The sequence below is a fragment of the Leisingera sp. SS27 genome, from assembly GCF_028368855.1.
Taxonomy (GTDB): domain Bacteria; phylum Pseudomonadota; class Alphaproteobacteria; order Rhodobacterales; family Rhodobacteraceae; genus Leisingera.
The window spans coordinates 54,068-67,733 of the sequence record NZ_JAQNCY010000003.1 but is presented as its reverse complement, the minus strand read 5'-3'; the positions used below and the strand labels follow the sequence as shown (position 1 = coordinate 67,733).

The window sequence follows — 13,666 nt, the reverse complement described above, 5'->3', positions numbered from 1 at the left end:
ATGCCGCCGTTTCTCGCCCCTGCAGGCCTGCAGGTGCAAACCAGCACTCCATAGCTGCGTGAATCCAATTGTGCCAGCCGGACGGACATCCTAAAAACAGCCCGGCAGAACATGGGGCTTGGCAATGCAGTTTTGGACACGGATCGCGATATTTCTGGCCGTGACGGCAGCCGCCGCCTGCACTCGTGTGCCAGAACTGGAGGACCGGCTGACCCCGGATCTGCGCGGCGCAGGCTACCCCGACCTCCTGCCGCTGGATGACGCGCTGGAACCGCTGGATCCGCCGCAACAGGCCAGCCAGGATCTGCAGGAAGAACTGGATGCCCGAAGCGAGCGCCTGAGGCGCCGCGCAGAAGCCGTTAAAAACGCCGAACTCTGACCCCTCCGCGGTATTCCTGCCCGTACTGCCGCGCCTTGTTCCGCGGCGGCGTTGCACGCCTGCGCCGAACCCGCTAAGGCGAAGCGGACAAGTTTCGCACAAAGGACCTCCAGCCATGACAGAACCGCTACGCCTAGGGATCGCAGGCTTGGGCACCGTCGGCATCGGCGTGGTGAAAATCATCCGCCGTCACGCTGCACTGCTGGAGGCGCGGACCGGACGCCCTGTTGTCATCTCCGCGGTGTCGGCCCGGGATCCGGACAAGGACCGCGGCGTACCGCTCAAGGACTACGCCTGGGAGACAGATCCGGTGGCGCTGGCCGTGCGCGGCGACGTTGATGTCTTTGTCGAGCTGATGGGCGGCCACGAAGGCGCTGCCAAAGCCGCAACCGAGGCCGCCCTGGAGGCTGGCAAGGATGTGGTTACCGCCAACAAGGCGCTGCTGGCCATCCACGGCCAGAAACTGGCGGAAAAGGCCGAGGCTGCGGGCCGGGTGATCCGGTTCGAGGCAGCCGTTGCCGGCGGCATCCCGGTGATTAAATCCCTGACCGAAGGGCTGGCCGGCAATGAAATCACCCGCGTCATGGGGGTGATGAACGGCACCTGCAATTACATCCTGACCCAAATGGAGGCCACAGGCCAAGGCTACAACGCCCTGTTCGAGGAATGCGGCCGCCTGGGCTATCTGGAGGCCGACCCGAACCTGGATGTGGGCGGTATCGACGCGGGCCACAAATTGGCGCTGCTGGCCTCCATCGCCTTCGGAACCAAACCGGCCTTTGAAAAAGTGGAACTGGAAGGCATCCAGCGCATCCAGCTGGATGACATTCGCGCCGCAGCCGATATGGGCTACCGCATCAAGCTATTGGGTGTGGCGCAGCGCACCGCCCGCGGGCTGGAACAGCGCATGTCGCCCTGCCTGGTGCCCGACAATTCGCCGCTGGGACAGTTGGAAGGCGGCACCAACATGGTGGTGATCGAGGGCGACTCGATTGAGCAGGTTGTGCTGCGCGGCCCCGGCGCCGGCGAAGGCCCGACCGCCAGCGCGGTAATGGGCGATATCCTAGACCTCGCCCGCGGTCTCCGCATTGCCACCTTTGGCCAGCCCGCCAGCACCTTGCAGGACGTGCCCGCCGCCCAAACCGGCCTGCCCGCCCCCTTCTATCTGCGCATGGGCCTGCTGGACAAACCGGGCGCACTTGCCAAAGTGGCCGCGATATTGGGCGAGGCCGGCGTGTCCATCGACCGCATGCGCCAGTACAGCCACAAGGCGCCGGTGGCACCGGTGCTGTTCGTCACCCACAAATGCACCCGCGCCACTCTGGACGTGGCACTGGAAGGCCTCACCGCCACCGACGTGGTCGACGGCACCCCCGTTGCGCTGCGCATCGAAGAGGTTTGAGCCGGCAAAACCGGCAAAAAATGGCAGTTTACAGCGCTGCGGCCGGGATTTCCTGCCGCCGTGCCCCCTATCGCCTCTTGCGAGCCAGCCCCGCCCCGCGCTATTCGGCTTGAAACGCCCATTCACTTCTGACCCGTTGAGACAGGATTTCCGGTATGACTTCGAACACCTCTGACGCGCCTTTTCATGACCGCATGCTGTCGCTGGGCCTCGCCCGCGTTGCTGAACAAGCCGCACTGGCCTCTGCCTCGCTGATCGGCCGCGGCGACGAAAAGGCCGCCGACCAGGCCGCGGTCAACGCGATGCGCGAGCAGCTGAACCTGCTGGATATCGCAGGCGTCGTGGTAATCGGTGAAGGCGAGCGCGACGAAGCACCGATGCTGTACATCGGCGAGGAAGTCGGCACCGGCAAAGGTCCCGGCGTCGACATCGCGCTGGACCCGCTGGAAGGCACCACGCTGACTGCCAAGGACATGCCGAACGCGCTGACCGTGATCGCCATGGGCCCGCGCGGCTCCATGCTGCACGCGCCGGATACTTATATGGACAAGCTGGCAATCGGCCCGGGTTACGCCGAAGGCGTCGTCTCGCTGGACATGCCCCCGCGTGAGCGGGTTGAGGCGCTGGCTGCCGCCAAGGGCTGCGCCCCCTCCGACATCACCGTCTGCATCCTGGAGCGTCCGCGCCACGAGGCGATGATCGCCGAAGTGCGTGAAACCGGTGCCGCCATCCGCCTGATCACCGACGGCGACGTGGCCGGCGTCATGCATTGCGCCGAAAGCGATGTGACCGGCATCGACATGTACATGGGCCAGGGCGGCGCACCTGAGGGTGTGCTGGCCGCGGCAGCGCTGAAATGCATGGGCGGCCAGATTTTCGGCCGCCTGCTGTTCCGCAACGACGATGAAAAGGGCCGCGCCGCCAAGGCCGGCATCACCGATCTGGACCGGATTTACACCCGCGACGAAATGGTCACCCAGGACGTGATCTTTGCCGCAACCGGCGTAACCGGCGGTTCGCTGCTGCCTGCGATCAAACGCACCCCGGGCTGGGTTGAGACTACTACGCTCCTGATGCGCTCCAAGACCGGCTCGGTGCGCCGCATGTCCTACCGCACACCGCTGGAACCGCACCAGCAGTAAACCGGCCCCGGGCCTGTTAGCGGCTTGCGCCGCTGCCTCCGGCGGGGATATTTGAATCCAGAAGAAGGGCCGGGTCCGTATTGGGTCCGGCCTTTGCATACGAGGGGCAGAAATGAGCTTTTTGGGTGTTGAGCAGTCCTTGAGCGGGCGCCGCTGGGTAGGTCCCGGGGTTGAAGTGGATCGCGCCTCCGAGATGATGGCGCAGCAGACCGGCCTGCCCCGCTCTGTCTGTCAGGTGCTGGCCCGGCGCGGCGTGCCTGCGATGGAAGCACAGGGGTTTCTCGAGCCTAAGCTGAAAGAACTGCTGCCCGACCCGCGCGAGATGAAGGACATGGAACCCGCCGCCGCCCGGTTCCTGGAAGCGGTCCGGCACAAGCAGCGGATTGCGGTTTTTGCCGATTATGACGTCGACGGCGGCAGCTCAGCCGCGCTGCTCCTGGTCTGGCTGCGCCAGATGGGATTGGAGGCGACCCTCTACATCCCCGACCGCATCGACGAGGGGTATGGCCCCAATGTCCCCGCCATGCAGGAGCTTGCCAGCGCCCACAACCTGATCATCTGCGTGGACTGTGGCACCTTGAGCCATGAGCCGATTGCTGCCGCCAAGGGCGCTGACGTGATCGTGCTGGACCACCACCTGGGCGGCGAGACGCTGCCGGACTGCGTTGCAGTGGTGAACCCCAACCGGCAGGACGAGAGCGGGGATCTGGGTTATTTCTGTGCCGCGGGCGTGGTCTTCCTGATGCTGGTCGAAGCAGGCCGCCAGCTGCGCGAAGCAGGGGCCAAGGGTCCGGACTTGATGTCGCTGCTGGATCTGGTGGCACTGGCCACCGTGGCGGATGTTGCCCCGCTGATCGGCGCCAACCGGGCGCTGGTGCGCCAGGGCCTCAAGGTGATGGGTGCGCGCAACCGGCCCGGGCTGGTGGCATTGTCTGACGTCTCCCGCATGGATTCAGCGCCCTCCACGTACCACCTCGGCTTTCTGCTGGGGCCGCGGGTGAATGCAGGCGGGCGCATCGGCAAGGCGGACTTGGGTGCCCGGCTGCTGTCCACAAACGATCCGCATGAAGCTGCCGCCCTGGCGGAACGGCTGGACCAGCTGAACACCGAACGCCGCGACATCGAGAACGCCGTGCGCGCCGCAGCGCTGGAGCAGGCGGAGAAGCGCGGTCTGGAGGCCCCGCTGGTTTGGGCGGCAGGCGAAGGCTGGCACCCGGGCGTGGTCGGCATCGTCGCCTCCCGCCTGAAAGAAGCCGCCAACCGGCCTGCCGTCGTGATCGGCTTCGACGGTGAAGAGGGCAAGGGCTCTGGCCGATCGGTTTCAGGTGTCGACCTCGGCGCCTCCATCCAGCGGCTGGCCGCAGAAGGGCTGCTGGTCAAGGGCGGCGGCCACAAAATGGCGGCGGGCCTCACCGTGATGCGTGACAAGCTGGAACCCGCGATGAAGCGTCTGAGCGAGCTCCTTGCAAAACAGGGCGCAGGAGAAGGCGGCCCCGCGGATCTGAAACTGGACGGCGCCCTGATGCCAGGGGCTGCCAGCGTGGATCTGATTGAACAGATTGAGCAGGCAGGCCCGTTCGGCGCCGGCGCCCCCGCCCCGCGCTATGCACTGCCGGACCTGCAGGTGCGCTTTGCCAAGAAAGTGGGTGAAAGCCACCTGAAACTGTCCCTCAGCGACGGTATGGGCGGCGGCGTCGACGCAATTTGCTTTGGCGCATTCGACACCGCATTGGGCCCGCGGCTGCTGGACCACGGCGGTGCGCGCTTTCACTTTGCCGGACGGCTGGAAATCAACACCTGGGGCGGCCGCCAAAGCCCGCAGCTCCGCCTGGAAGATGCCGCTGAAGCCTGACTTTTCAAAGGCTTGCCGCCTGTGGATAAGAAATTTCACAAAGGCTTATTTTTTCTCTTGCGGGTTCCGGCGCTTACAACTAAATACCCGCTCACACACAGAGTGGCCCGTTCGTCTATCGGTTAGGACGCCAGGTTTTCAACCTGGAAAGAGGGGTTCGATTCCCCTACGGGCTGCCACTTTTCCAGATCTTTAGATGATACGGCTTTCCTGCAGGAAAGTACCCGCAGAATTTAACCGATTGAGCGTCAGCGCTCCACCCCCGGCAGACAGCGCAAAAGGTTATCAGAGGAGCATGGGCCGGAAGGCACCGCGTTTCCATAAACCCGGCTGGCTCCGCAAAAGGGCTAAGGAGTCCGGCTGGAAATTCGTTAGCAGCCTCAGCTCGGGCAAGGCCCCACAGTTTTTTCTTACGGGCATTTTGCACGACTGCTGTGCCGCCGCCCGTCCTAAACGGGCGAAGCCCGGGTCACTTTGCAGGGCCGCGGGATGCCATGGAACTGGCAGACGCCTCTGCCCCTGCAGCTGCCGCGCCATTCTTCTCCATGCCCTCACGGTAGAAGCAATGCTGTGCCCGCCCGGCGCGTTTGGCAGCGTAGAGCGCGAGATCAGCCTGGTTCAGCAGCTCCTGGGCATCCGGAACCTTTTGCCAATTGGAAAGGGTGGTTCCTGCGCTTGCGGAAATCCGGCAGCTCTGACCACCGAACGCAACCGGTTCCTCCAGCCGCTGGATCAGCCGCTTGGCGATCGCCGCAAGCCTGCCGGTATCCAGAACCCCTTCAAGGATCATCACAAATTCATCACCGCCGACACGGGCCACCGTGTCGGACTGCCGGGTGCATTCCACCATTATCCGCGCCGCCTGCTGCAGCACCGCATCTCCGGCGGCATGGCCCAGCGTGTCATTGACCTGCTTGAAGAAATCCAGATCCAGGTGCATCAGCGCGAACTCCCGGCCGCTGCTGATCAGCCGTGCCAGTACATGGTCCATAGCCCGGCGGTTTTTGAGCCCCGTCAGCGTATCGGTGAAAGCCTGTTCTTCAGCAGCGATTTTGGCCCCTTGAAGCCGCAGGTTCAGCTGGCGCGAGGCCTCCATCGCAGCAGATTTCGCCTCAACCAGATACAGCATCTCGATGGTCAGGTCCGTGGGGGAAAAATCTGCGCTTGTCAGGTCGTAGTCGCGCACGGCCTCCAGCACCGAGATGCCAAAGGACAGGTTCAGAAAGGCCCCCTGGCCGTCCGGCAGCGGCGTGCATACCCCCTTGAGCCCTGTCTGCGGCGCATCCCGGAACTGCAGATGCAGTTTGCTGCCGGCGGAGCCCAGCAGATCTTCCACTGACCGGACCGACCGGGGCCTGGACAGATCAAACACCCGGAAGAAGCGCCGCCCTTCCCAGTTCAGCTGCGGGCGCAGCTTCTTCAGTGTGGGACCGGCCGAAACGATCCGCCCCTTGTGGTCAACGATCACAAACATCGGGCAGATGACATCTGCCATTCCGGTCAGTTGCGGGAGTGTCATCATAATGAATGAGCCCCCAAGTCAAATTCCCGCCCGGCGGCGAATTTGGTTTCCACCAGGGTGATTGAGATTACCTCTGCACCGCCGTGGGTGCCGCTGTGGTCCAGAAAGACCAGATCGCCATAATCATCCGCCATCGCCCGCAGAACCCCCATCAGGACATGCGCGTATCCTGGCAGTCCGGGCTGGCAGATCAACTCGAATTGGTCCGGCGCCTGTTCCAGTAATTCCAGACCCGGCAGGTGCAGGTCGGACACCGCAAGCCGGGCGCGGTCCGGCAGGTCATCCAGAGAGTGCAGGAATTCCACATAGGTCACGCCGCCAAAGCGCAGCAACCGCCGCAGCGCCTCCACCTGCGGGTTCGATACCAGAAAGGTGCCCATGTCCTCCAGCATTTCCGGCAGGGGCCGGGCAAGCACTGTCTCCATCGCAGTCAGCATGCTGCCGGACTGCTCCTCAGTGTAATACAGCATTGCTTCGAACTCGGTAAAACCGAGTCCGGCCTGCTCCATGACCTCTTCCCAGCGGTCCGCCCCGTAGGTACTCGTCACAAAAGCCTGAATCGCCCTGTTGATCAGACCGTGCATGCAATGGCCCCTCTTTGCCTATGCCACAGTCTTGACGCGTGCTGGTTAAGAAAGGCACAACAAAGCAGATCACTTAAGCGTCCAGCGTATAAAAATCCCGCTTTTTCTTCCCCTAGCACCACACCTGCACTCTCAATCTCACCAACAAATTCTGCGCAAAGCCCGGCCATTATAGTCCAACCGGAGCGTCGGCCAACCACTTCTGGCGCTGGCAACCAGCTGCACTACTGTACCCGCCCGCCCGCAGTGGCAAGCCCTCGGAACATTGCACCACCCTGTCCCGGCGGAAATTCACCGCCCGGTCGGAGCTTGCACAAAAAAAGCGGAGGACTGGCCTCCGCTTCAATAACCGCTTTATTGTATCTTAGAAATCAGTGGGCGCCCCGCCCTCAGCCTTGCGCCGGGCCACGAAATCCGCCAGTTCATCCCGGATCGCCGCATCCATTGGCGGCTCCTCGAAGGACCCGATGATCTCCTTGAACATCTTGTGGGCGCGCTCCGCGGTCCAGGTGGCCCCTGCGGCCTCCCAGGCCTCAAAGTTACTCCAATCGCTCAGGAATGGCTGGTAGAACGCCGTGGTATAGCGGTCCTGAGTGTGCTGGATGCCGAAGAAATGACCGTCGTTGCCAACCTCCCGGATCGCATCCAGGGCGATTTCGTCCGGGCCGGTGGCGTTGACCGTCGGGTCCATGTAGCGCTGGATCATCTGCAGCACTTCGCAATCCATGATGAACTTTTCAGGGCTGGCGATCAGCCCGCCCTCCAGCCAGCCAGCCGCGTGATAGATCATATTGCTGCCCGACTGGACGGCGGACCACAGCGAGTTGGAGGTCTCCCACATCGCCTGCCCGTCCGGAACATTGGCTGCACAGACGCCGGAGGCCCGCATCGGCAGCCCGTAAAAGCGCGCCATCTGGCCGGTCATCTGGGTTGAGCGCATATATTCCGGGGTGCCGAAGGCAGGCGCGCCGGACTTCATGTCCACATTGGAGGTGAAGGTGCCGATCGCCACCGGGCAGCCCGGCGCAACATACTGGAACAGCGCGATTGCGCAGAGCGATTCCGCGATGGATTGCGCCACCGCCCCCGCCATGGTCACCGGAGCCATAGCGCCTGCCAGCGTGAAGGGCGTCACCACCACCCCCTGGCCGCGGCGGCACAGCCGCAGCGAGCCGTCGATCATCGGCTCATCATGCTTCAGCGGTGAAGTGGAGTTGATGTTGGTGTACATCTTCGGGCTGGCGTCGAATTCCTCATGGCTGTGGCCGCCCGCGATGCGGACCATTTCCATCACATCCTCAACACGCTCCTTGCCCAGGGAATAGGCGTGCATGGCCTTGTCGGTCAGCGTCAGCTTGTCATAGAGCACATCCAGGTGGCGCACCGAGGCATGGATGTCCACCGGCTCCACCGGATAGCCGCCGGCAAAGTGGATGCAATTGAAGTACTGTGTCAGCTTCAGCAGGTTGCGGCATTGCTCGCGGGTGCCCGCTGTCTTCTTGTTCTGCTCCAGGTCCCAGTAATTGGGCGGCGAGGACACGTTTCCGAACAGCATCACATCGCCGCCGACGGTGATCCGGCGCTCCGGGTTGCGCGGCGTGAGGGTCCACTGCCGCGGCGCCTTCGCGACCATTTCCATGACAAAGTCCCGGTCCATCCGGACCAGGTCGCCCTCAACCTTCACGCCCGCCTGCTTGAAGATCCCCAGCGCTTCCTCGTTGAAAAACTGGATGCCGATCTCTTCGAGGATGCGCATGGCGCCATCATGGATGGCCTGCACCCCGTCCTCGCTCAGCGGCTCTATGGGGCGGTCGATGTTGCGCGGCGGATTCCAGGGCATCTGCTCCAGAACAGCACTGCCGCGCCGGGCTGCCGCACCCGCCCTGCCCCCGCCGCGCCGTTTGCGTGTGCCTGTTTCTGCCATGCTGCCCTCCCCTGGGTCTGAATTGCCACCTGCTGACAAGCAAACACTGCGCCATTCCCGCGCGCCTGAACCTGTCCGTTCACGACCCCGCCTGTCGCTTTTCCCGCATCAAGCGCCGGGCCGGAGTATTTCTGTACACATATGCCCAGTCTGACATGCAAAAAAGCCGGCACGCAAGGGCAGCGCGCCGGCGGAATGCCCCTTTGCCTGTGGTCATGCGGGAATCAGCAGATGCAAATCAGGGGCTCAGCGGTCCAGCCAGCCGGGGATATGGCCGATGTCGGGCAGCACGATATCCGCGTGCGGCAGCAGCTCCTCGCGCAGGGCCATTCCGGTCAGCACAGCAATCCGCTGCATCCCGGCCGCCGCACCTGCTTCCATGTCATGGCGGCTGTCGCCAACCATGGCGGTCCGGTCCGGAGACACGCCCGCGGCCTTGCAGAACGCCAGCAGCGGATCCGGGTCCGGCTTGGCACCGTGACCGCTGTCGCAGCCCGCTACAAAGGCAAAGCGGTCCAGCACCCCGGCCCGCTGCAGCTGGCTCCTGGCTGAGACCTCGGCGTCATTGGTCATAACCCCCAGCACCTTGCCGCGTGCCAGTAGACCATCGAGAAACGCCGCCAGCGGTACCGCCGGTGCCAGATCGGCATTTGCAGCGCTTTGCGCAAGGAATGCCGCAAGCTCCCCTGCCTCCATATGCGTCACAAAAGGCGCCAGCACGCCAGCCACCTCGTCATTGGAGCCGGCGATCACCAGGCTGTCCGGATTGAAAGCCTCGCGCTCCAGGTCATAGCTGATAACCTCTGCCATCCCCTGTTTGATGGCAAGATCGCCCTTGGAGAGTATCTCCAGCACCTTGGACGCCCAGCCATCCCAGGTGGCGGCAAAGTCAAACAGGGTTCCGTCCTTGTCGAACAGGAAAGCATCAACCGTCATTGCAGGTCCTTTTTGCTCAGGGTCAGGGCCGGACCCTAGGGCCGCTCCGCGCTATTCTCAAGTCCAGTTCACCTGCTCCCCGCCCGGAAGCGACATCCGCGCCTGCATCGGTATCTCATAGGCCAATCCCTCGGAATCGCAGAACTGCATAACCCAGGCATCGTCCATCATTAAGAAGTCGAGCACCGATCCCAGGAATGCCGGTTCCGCCGCCTGCGCCCGCAGATCCGCTTCGCAGGCGCCGGTGGCGCCCAGAAAAACCGGCAAAAGCTCGTCATTTCCGGCCAGCCAGGCCAAAGCCTTGAGCGCCACCGTTTCTGCTCCATCAGCGGAAATCCGCATGTTCCCCACACTCCTGCCGTATTGCGGCCAATTTAGTAAAAATCTGAAACGTTTTTTTAACCAGTCTCAGCAAAATTGGAAATCAAAGGATTAGCAAGAGGCGAAAGGATACCGCGTGCAAGGCACTATCCTGGTCATCGATGGCGTCTCCACCAACCGCATCATGCTGAAGGTGCAGCTGGCGTCTGCCTATTACGATGTCGCCCAGGCCAGCTGCATGGCAGAGGTGCTCCAGGCCGCCCGCACCTGCCGCCCTGACCTTGTGCTCACCGCGATGTCACTGCCTGATGGCACAGCCGCAGATGTCAAACGCACGCTGGCAGCGGATGAGGGGCTGGCCGACCTGCCGGTGATTGCGGTGTCCGACTGGGAGGGCCACCAGGCCCGGCTGCAGGCGCTGGCAGAAGGCATTGACGATGTGCTGCAACAACCGGTGGACGACGTGATCCTGCAGGCCCGCATCCGCAGCCTGCTGCGCGCACGCAGCGCCAGCGAGGAGCTGAACCTGCAGCGCGACGCCTCGCAGGGTTTCATCCTGCCGCTGTGCGACCGCGCCGGCAGCGAGAGCCTGCGCGATGCCACCGTGGCCGTGGTGGCCGAGGACCCGCGCACGGCCATGGCCTGGCGCGACCGTCTCTCACGCACCCTGCCCTATGCACTCCGCACCCATGCCATCAGCGACATTCAGGGCCTGATGCAGGCGCCTGTGGCGGATGCCATCATCATTGAGCTGAACGAGGCGTCAGCCGGCCCCGGGCTGCGCCTGCTGGCCGATCTGCGCGCCCGCGCTGCCACCCGCAAATCAGTGGTGATTGCCGTGCCCAACCCCGCTGATCCGCACATCGCGGCAGAGGCGCTGGACCGCGGCGCACACGACGTGCTGCAAACCGGGTTCGATGTCCAGGAGCTTGCCCTGCGCCTGAACACGCAGCTGCAGCACAAAGCCCGCAACGACCTGATGCGCGACAGCGTCCGCAATGGCTTGCGCGCTGCCAACCTGGACCCGATGACCGGCCTCTACAACCGCCGCTATGCCAAGCCTTTTCTGGATCGTGTGGCGCATTCAGCTGCTGAGACCGGCGAGAAATTTGCCGTCATGCTGGCCGATCTGGATCACTTCAAACGGATCAACGATGTCTATGGCCACCCGGCCGGCGATGCCGTGCTGATCGAGGCCGCCCGCCGCATGCAGGCGGTGCTGGGGCCGGCGGACCTGCTGGCCCGCGTCGGCGGCGAGGAATTCATGGCGGTACTGCCCGGCGCCACCGAGCCGGAGGCCAGCCTGGCTGCCATTGCCCTGTGCAATGCGATCAACAGCACCCCGTTTCAGGTGCCGGGTGCCGCCGAACCGGTCAAAGTCACGATCAGCGTCGGCGCGGTGATGGGCGGCGCAGGCCACGGCGGCAGCACTGCGGCACTGGTCGAAAAGGCCGACCAGGCGCTTTATGATGCCAAGAACGCGGGCCGCAATCAGGTAACCCTGACGCCGGAGTGCACAGAGGCCGCCTGAACCGCCGCAACCGTTCGCGCTCCAGCAGAAAAAGCAACCGTTCCAGCGGCCCCTTGGCTTGGGTCAGGATCCGCTGCAGACGGATCAGTCCCGTCCTTCCCGCTTGCGGTGCCAGTATTTGCCCGCCTGCTGCATCCGCGCCTCCATACGATCTGCAAAGGCCGCCCGCTCTTCCGGCGCCATCCTTTCCAGCTTGCGCACCCAGGCCTCCTGCACGCTGCTATGGAAGGCATGACGCGCCTCTGCCTGCCCCTTCAGCATAGCCAGCAATGCCTCAGCATCGAAATCCTCACGGCGCAGGGCCGCAATGACCGCCTCGCCCTCTGCATGGCGGCGCTTGAAGTAGCTGCCGTGATCACCGCCCGCCCTCTGCCGCAGCGCCTTGCGGGTATCGCGGTCCAGCTCGCGGAAGATCATCGCCCCCACCGACGGCGGCCGCTGCCAGTGCCTGTCCTTGCCGCTGAACCGCCAGGCTGCTCCGGCCGCGATGCCGATCACCGCGAGATTCAGCGCCAGCGATCCCGCCAGCAGCAGTTTCAGCCACAGCTTCATCCTGGGTTTTGCCTCCGCAGTCATTGCAGGTCCTCGCTCAGCATCAGCGCCATGTCATAACTGCCGTCCGCAAAGGCGGTGCTGCTGTCCTCATACCCGGCCAGCGCCGCCGGGTCCGGCATAAACGCGGGCGGTGCAAGCCCGATCCACAGACCTGCCGCGCTGGCCGCGGCCAGCCCGCCCAGCGCCGGCCAGCCGCCAAGCGCCTCTGCCAATTGCCGCCACAGCGGCTGCCGCGCCGCCCGGGCAGGTGCCGCGGGCTGGCCGCCCGGCTGCACATGCGCCGCATCCGCCAGGATTGCGGCGCTCAGATGATCCGGCAGCGCGCGCGGCTCACTGCGCGCCGCAGCAAACAGGCCGTCCAGCTCCTGCAGTGATTTATCCGTCTCAGCCATCGCTATACCCCAATTCTTCGCGCCGCCCGGCCAGAGCCGCAGCCAGCGCCCGTTTACCCCGGGCGGTCAGACTTTCGACCGCCTCGGTGCTGATGTCCATGATCCCGGCAATCTCCGGGTTCGAAAGCTCTTCCAGGTGCCGCAGCACCACCGCCTGCCGCTGCCGTTCCGGCAATTGCATCAATGCTGCCTGCAGTGCATCCTGGCGCGCGCCGTCCTGCAGATGCTCCACGGCCGAGCGGCCCGGGTCCGGCGGCTCCGGCACCGCGTCCAGATCCACGTGGCCACCGCGGGCGCGCCGCTTGCGGTCGATGCACAGGTTCATCGCCACCCGGTACAGCCAAGTCGACACCTGCGCCTCCCCCGGCCGCCACTCCGGCGCCATCTTCCAAAGGCGCAGCATCGCCTCCTGGGTCACATCCTCGGCCTCGGCACGGATCCCCATCACCCGCATCGCGACGCCATAGACCCGCGGCCCCAGCCGCGCGGTCAGCTCTGCCGCGGCCCGGCTGTCGCCATTGGCATAAAGCACCAGAAGCGCATCGTCGGAGGCCTCCTCCGCCGCTGCGTTCATGGCTGCCGGACCCGCAGCAGGGGCCCGGCGCCGTGATATTTCCGCGTTCTGCAGCACGCCTCAGCGATCAGTTCTGCTCCGTTTCATCCCCATGGCCATGCCACCGCTTGCCGCTGTGGCGCGCCCGGGCCTCTTCAAACTCTTCCTTGGAGATGCCGCCGCTGCCATCGGCATCCATCCGGTCGAACATCCTGCCCGCCCGGCGCGGCTGCGGCATCTCGTCCATACTCAACGCGCCATCGCCGTCCTTGTCAAAGCGTTCCAGCATATGCGCAGCGCGGTCATTTGCCCGCGCCTGCATTTCCTCCAGCGACAGCTTGCCGTCGCCATTGCTGTCTGCCTTGGCGAAATGCGCGTCCTTCATCGCCTGGATCTCCGCCTTGGTCACCTCGCCGTTGCCGTCGGCGTCGATCTCCTCAAAGGACATCTTCGGCCCGTAATGGCCAAACCCCTTGGCCAAAGCCGCGCTGCCAGCGGTCATGCCTGCAGCCGCCACGATCAGGGCGATGAATTTGACGTGTTTCATGTCGTCTTTCCTTTGTCCTGCGGCAG

The 13,666-nt window shown here is 64.3% G+C and carries 14 protein-coding genes and 1 tRNA gene; 6 read left to right on the top strand and 9 right to left on the bottom strand.

Translation table 11 applies throughout. From position 1 onward, the window contains the following. Nucleotides 1-124: 124 nt before the first annotated feature. The 5 genes from N6L27_RS08315 to N6L27_RS08295 all read left to right on the top strand — a co-directional run bounded on the left by N6L27_RS08315 (nucleotide 125) and on the right by N6L27_RS08295 (nucleotide 4,954). On the top strand, nucleotides 125-379 hold the full coding sequence (locus N6L27_RS08315) for a hypothetical protein (protein WP_271906781.1): 255 nt from the start codon (nucleotides 125-127) through the stop codon (nucleotides 377-379). Between the two features lie 115 nt (nucleotides 380-494). Next, entirely contained in the window at nucleotides 495-1,781 is a 1,287-nt protein-coding gene (locus N6L27_RS08310) for a homoserine dehydrogenase (RefSeq protein WP_271906780.1), read from the top strand. Nucleotides 1,782-1,936: 155 nt separating this feature from the next. Further along, a complete protein-coding gene (gene glpX, locus N6L27_RS08305) occupies nucleotides 1,937-2,923 on the top strand; it encodes a class II fructose-bisphosphatase (RefSeq protein WP_271906779.1) in 987 nt (328 codons plus the stop codon). Between the two features lie 112 nt (nucleotides 2,924-3,035). Then, nucleotides 3,036-4,775: a single-stranded-DNA-specific exonuclease RecJ gene (recJ, locus tag N6L27_RS08300; protein ID WP_271906778.1), complete on the top strand. Its 1,740-nt coding sequence runs from the start codon at nucleotides 3,036-3,038 to the stop codon at nucleotides 4,773-4,775. 104 nt (nucleotides 4,776-4,879) lie between these two features. Next, nucleotides 4,880-4,954: transfer RNA gene (locus N6L27_RS08295), tRNA-Glu, on the top strand. A 290-nt stretch (nucleotides 4,955-5,244) separates the two neighbouring features. Here the strand turns inward: N6L27_RS08295 and N6L27_RS08290 are convergent. The 5 genes from N6L27_RS08290 to N6L27_RS08270 all read right to left on the bottom strand — a co-directional run bounded on the left by N6L27_RS08290 (nucleotide 5,245) and on the right by N6L27_RS08270 (nucleotide 10,083). Beyond that, nucleotides 5,245-6,297 carry a GGDEF domain-containing protein gene (locus tag N6L27_RS08290; RefSeq protein ID WP_271906777.1) on the bottom strand — a complete coding sequence of 351 codons (1,053 nt, stop codon included), beginning with the start codon at nucleotides 6,295-6,297 and terminating at the stop codon, nucleotides 5,245-5,247. Further along, complete coding sequence (locus N6L27_RS08285) at nucleotides 6,294-6,881, bottom strand: heme NO-binding domain-containing protein (RefSeq protein ID WP_271906776.1); 588 nt, start codon at nucleotides 6,879-6,881, stop codon at nucleotides 6,294-6,296. The genes N6L27_RS08290 and N6L27_RS08285 overlap by 4 nt, the downstream gene beginning before the upstream one ends. A 364-nt stretch (nucleotides 6,882-7,245) precedes the next feature. Continuing rightward, entirely contained in the window at nucleotides 7,246-8,805 is a 1,560-nt protein-coding gene (locus N6L27_RS08280) for a trimethylamine methyltransferase family protein (RefSeq protein ID WP_271906775.1), read from the bottom strand. A 246-nt stretch (nucleotides 8,806-9,051) separates the two neighbouring features. Next, on the bottom strand, nucleotides 9,052-9,741 hold the full coding sequence (locus tag N6L27_RS08275) for an HAD family hydrolase (RefSeq protein WP_271906774.1): 690 nt from the start codon (nucleotides 9,739-9,741) through the stop codon (nucleotides 9,052-9,054). A gap of 57 nt (nucleotides 9,742-9,798) precedes the next feature. After that, a complete protein-coding gene (locus tag N6L27_RS08270) occupies nucleotides 9,799-10,083 on the bottom strand; it encodes a DUF3572 domain-containing protein (protein WP_271906773.1) in 285 nt (94 codons plus the stop codon). A 115-nt stretch (nucleotides 10,084-10,198) separates the two neighbouring features. Between N6L27_RS08270 and N6L27_RS08265 the strand changes: the two genes are divergently transcribed. After that, the gene (locus N6L27_RS08265) at nucleotides 10,199-11,593 is read left to right on the top strand and encodes a diguanylate cyclase domain-containing protein (protein ID WP_271906772.1); all 1,395 of its coding nucleotides are present in this window, start codon (nucleotides 10,199-10,201) and stop codon (nucleotides 11,591-11,593) included. An 84-nt stretch (nucleotides 11,594-11,677) separates the two neighbouring features. Here N6L27_RS08265 and N6L27_RS08260 read toward each other — a convergent pair whose 3' ends face one another. From N6L27_RS08260 to N6L27_RS08245, 4 genes are all read right to left on the bottom strand, one after another. Further along, the gene (locus N6L27_RS08260) at nucleotides 11,678-12,169 is read right to left on the bottom strand and encodes a periplasmic heavy metal sensor (protein WP_271906771.1); all 492 of its coding nucleotides are present in this window, start codon (nucleotides 12,167-12,169) and stop codon (nucleotides 11,678-11,680) included. After that, complete coding sequence (locus N6L27_RS08255; protein WP_271906770.1) at nucleotides 12,166-12,540, bottom strand: hypothetical protein; 375 nt, start codon at nucleotides 12,538-12,540, stop codon at nucleotides 12,166-12,168. Before N6L27_RS08255 ends, N6L27_RS08260 begins: the two co-directional genes overlap by 4 nt. After that, nucleotides 12,533-13,114 (bottom strand): RNA polymerase sigma factor, encoded by a 582-nt coding sequence (locus N6L27_RS08250; protein WP_271906769.1) that lies wholly within the window; start codon nucleotides 13,112-13,114, stop codon nucleotides 12,533-12,535. The genes N6L27_RS08255 and N6L27_RS08250 overlap by 8 nt, the downstream gene beginning before the upstream one ends. A 67-nt stretch (nucleotides 13,115-13,181) precedes the next feature. Further along, nucleotides 13,182-13,640: an EF-hand domain-containing protein gene (locus tag N6L27_RS08245; RefSeq protein ID WP_271906768.1), complete on the bottom strand. Its 459-nt coding sequence runs from the start codon at nucleotides 13,638-13,640 to the stop codon at nucleotides 13,182-13,184. Nucleotides 13,641-13,666 lie beyond the last annotated feature (26 nt).

What these genes read in the sequence shown, in the direction of transcription:
- N6L27_RS08250 (WP_271906769.1), bottom strand. Translation starts at nt 13,114, where the DNA reads ATGAACGCAGCGGCGGAGGAGGCCTCCGACGATGCGCTTCTGGTGCTT.
- N6L27_RS08285 (WP_271906776.1), bottom strand. Translation starts at nt 6,881, where the DNA reads ATGCACGGTCTGATCAACAGGGCGATTCAGGCTTTTGTGACGAGTACC.
- N6L27_RS08310 (WP_271906780.1), top strand. Translation starts at nt 495, where the DNA reads ATGACAGAACCGCTACGCCTAGGGATCGCAGGCTTGGGCACCGTCGGC.
- N6L27_RS08255 (WP_271906770.1), bottom strand. Translation starts at nt 12,540, where the DNA reads ATGGCTGAGACGGATAAATCACTGCAGGAGCTGGACGGCCTGTTTGCT.
- N6L27_RS08315 (WP_271906781.1), top strand. Translation starts at nt 125, where the DNA reads ATGCAGTTTTGGACACGGATCGCGATATTTCTGGCCGTGACGGCAGCC.
- N6L27_RS08290 (WP_271906777.1), bottom strand. Translation starts at nt 6,297, where the DNA reads ATGATGACACTCCCGCAACTGACCGGAATGGCAGATGTCATCTGCCCG.
- glpX (WP_271906779.1), top strand. Translation starts at nt 1,937, where the DNA reads ATGACTTCGAACACCTCTGACGCGCCTTTTCATGACCGCATGCTGTCG.
- N6L27_RS08260 (WP_271906771.1), bottom strand. Translation starts at nt 12,169, where the DNA reads ATGACTGCGGAGGCAAAACCCAGGATGAAGCTGTGGCTGAAACTGCTG.
- N6L27_RS08270 (WP_271906773.1), bottom strand. Translation starts at nt 10,083, where the DNA reads ATGCGGATTTCCGCTGATGGAGCAGAAACGGTGGCGCTCAAGGCTTTG.
- N6L27_RS08275 (WP_271906774.1), bottom strand. Translation starts at nt 9,741, where the DNA reads ATGACGGTTGATGCTTTCCTGTTCGACAAGGACGGAACCCTGTTTGAC.
- N6L27_RS08280 (WP_271906775.1), bottom strand. Translation starts at nt 8,805, where the DNA reads ATGGCAGAAACAGGCACACGCAAACGGCGCGGCGGGGGCAGGGCGGGT.
- recJ (WP_271906778.1), top strand. Translation starts at nt 3,036, where the DNA reads ATGAGCTTTTTGGGTGTTGAGCAGTCCTTGAGCGGGCGCCGCTGGGTA.
- N6L27_RS08245 (WP_271906768.1), bottom strand. Translation starts at nt 13,640, where the DNA reads ATGAAACACGTCAAATTCATCGCCCTGATCGTGGCGGCTGCAGGCATG.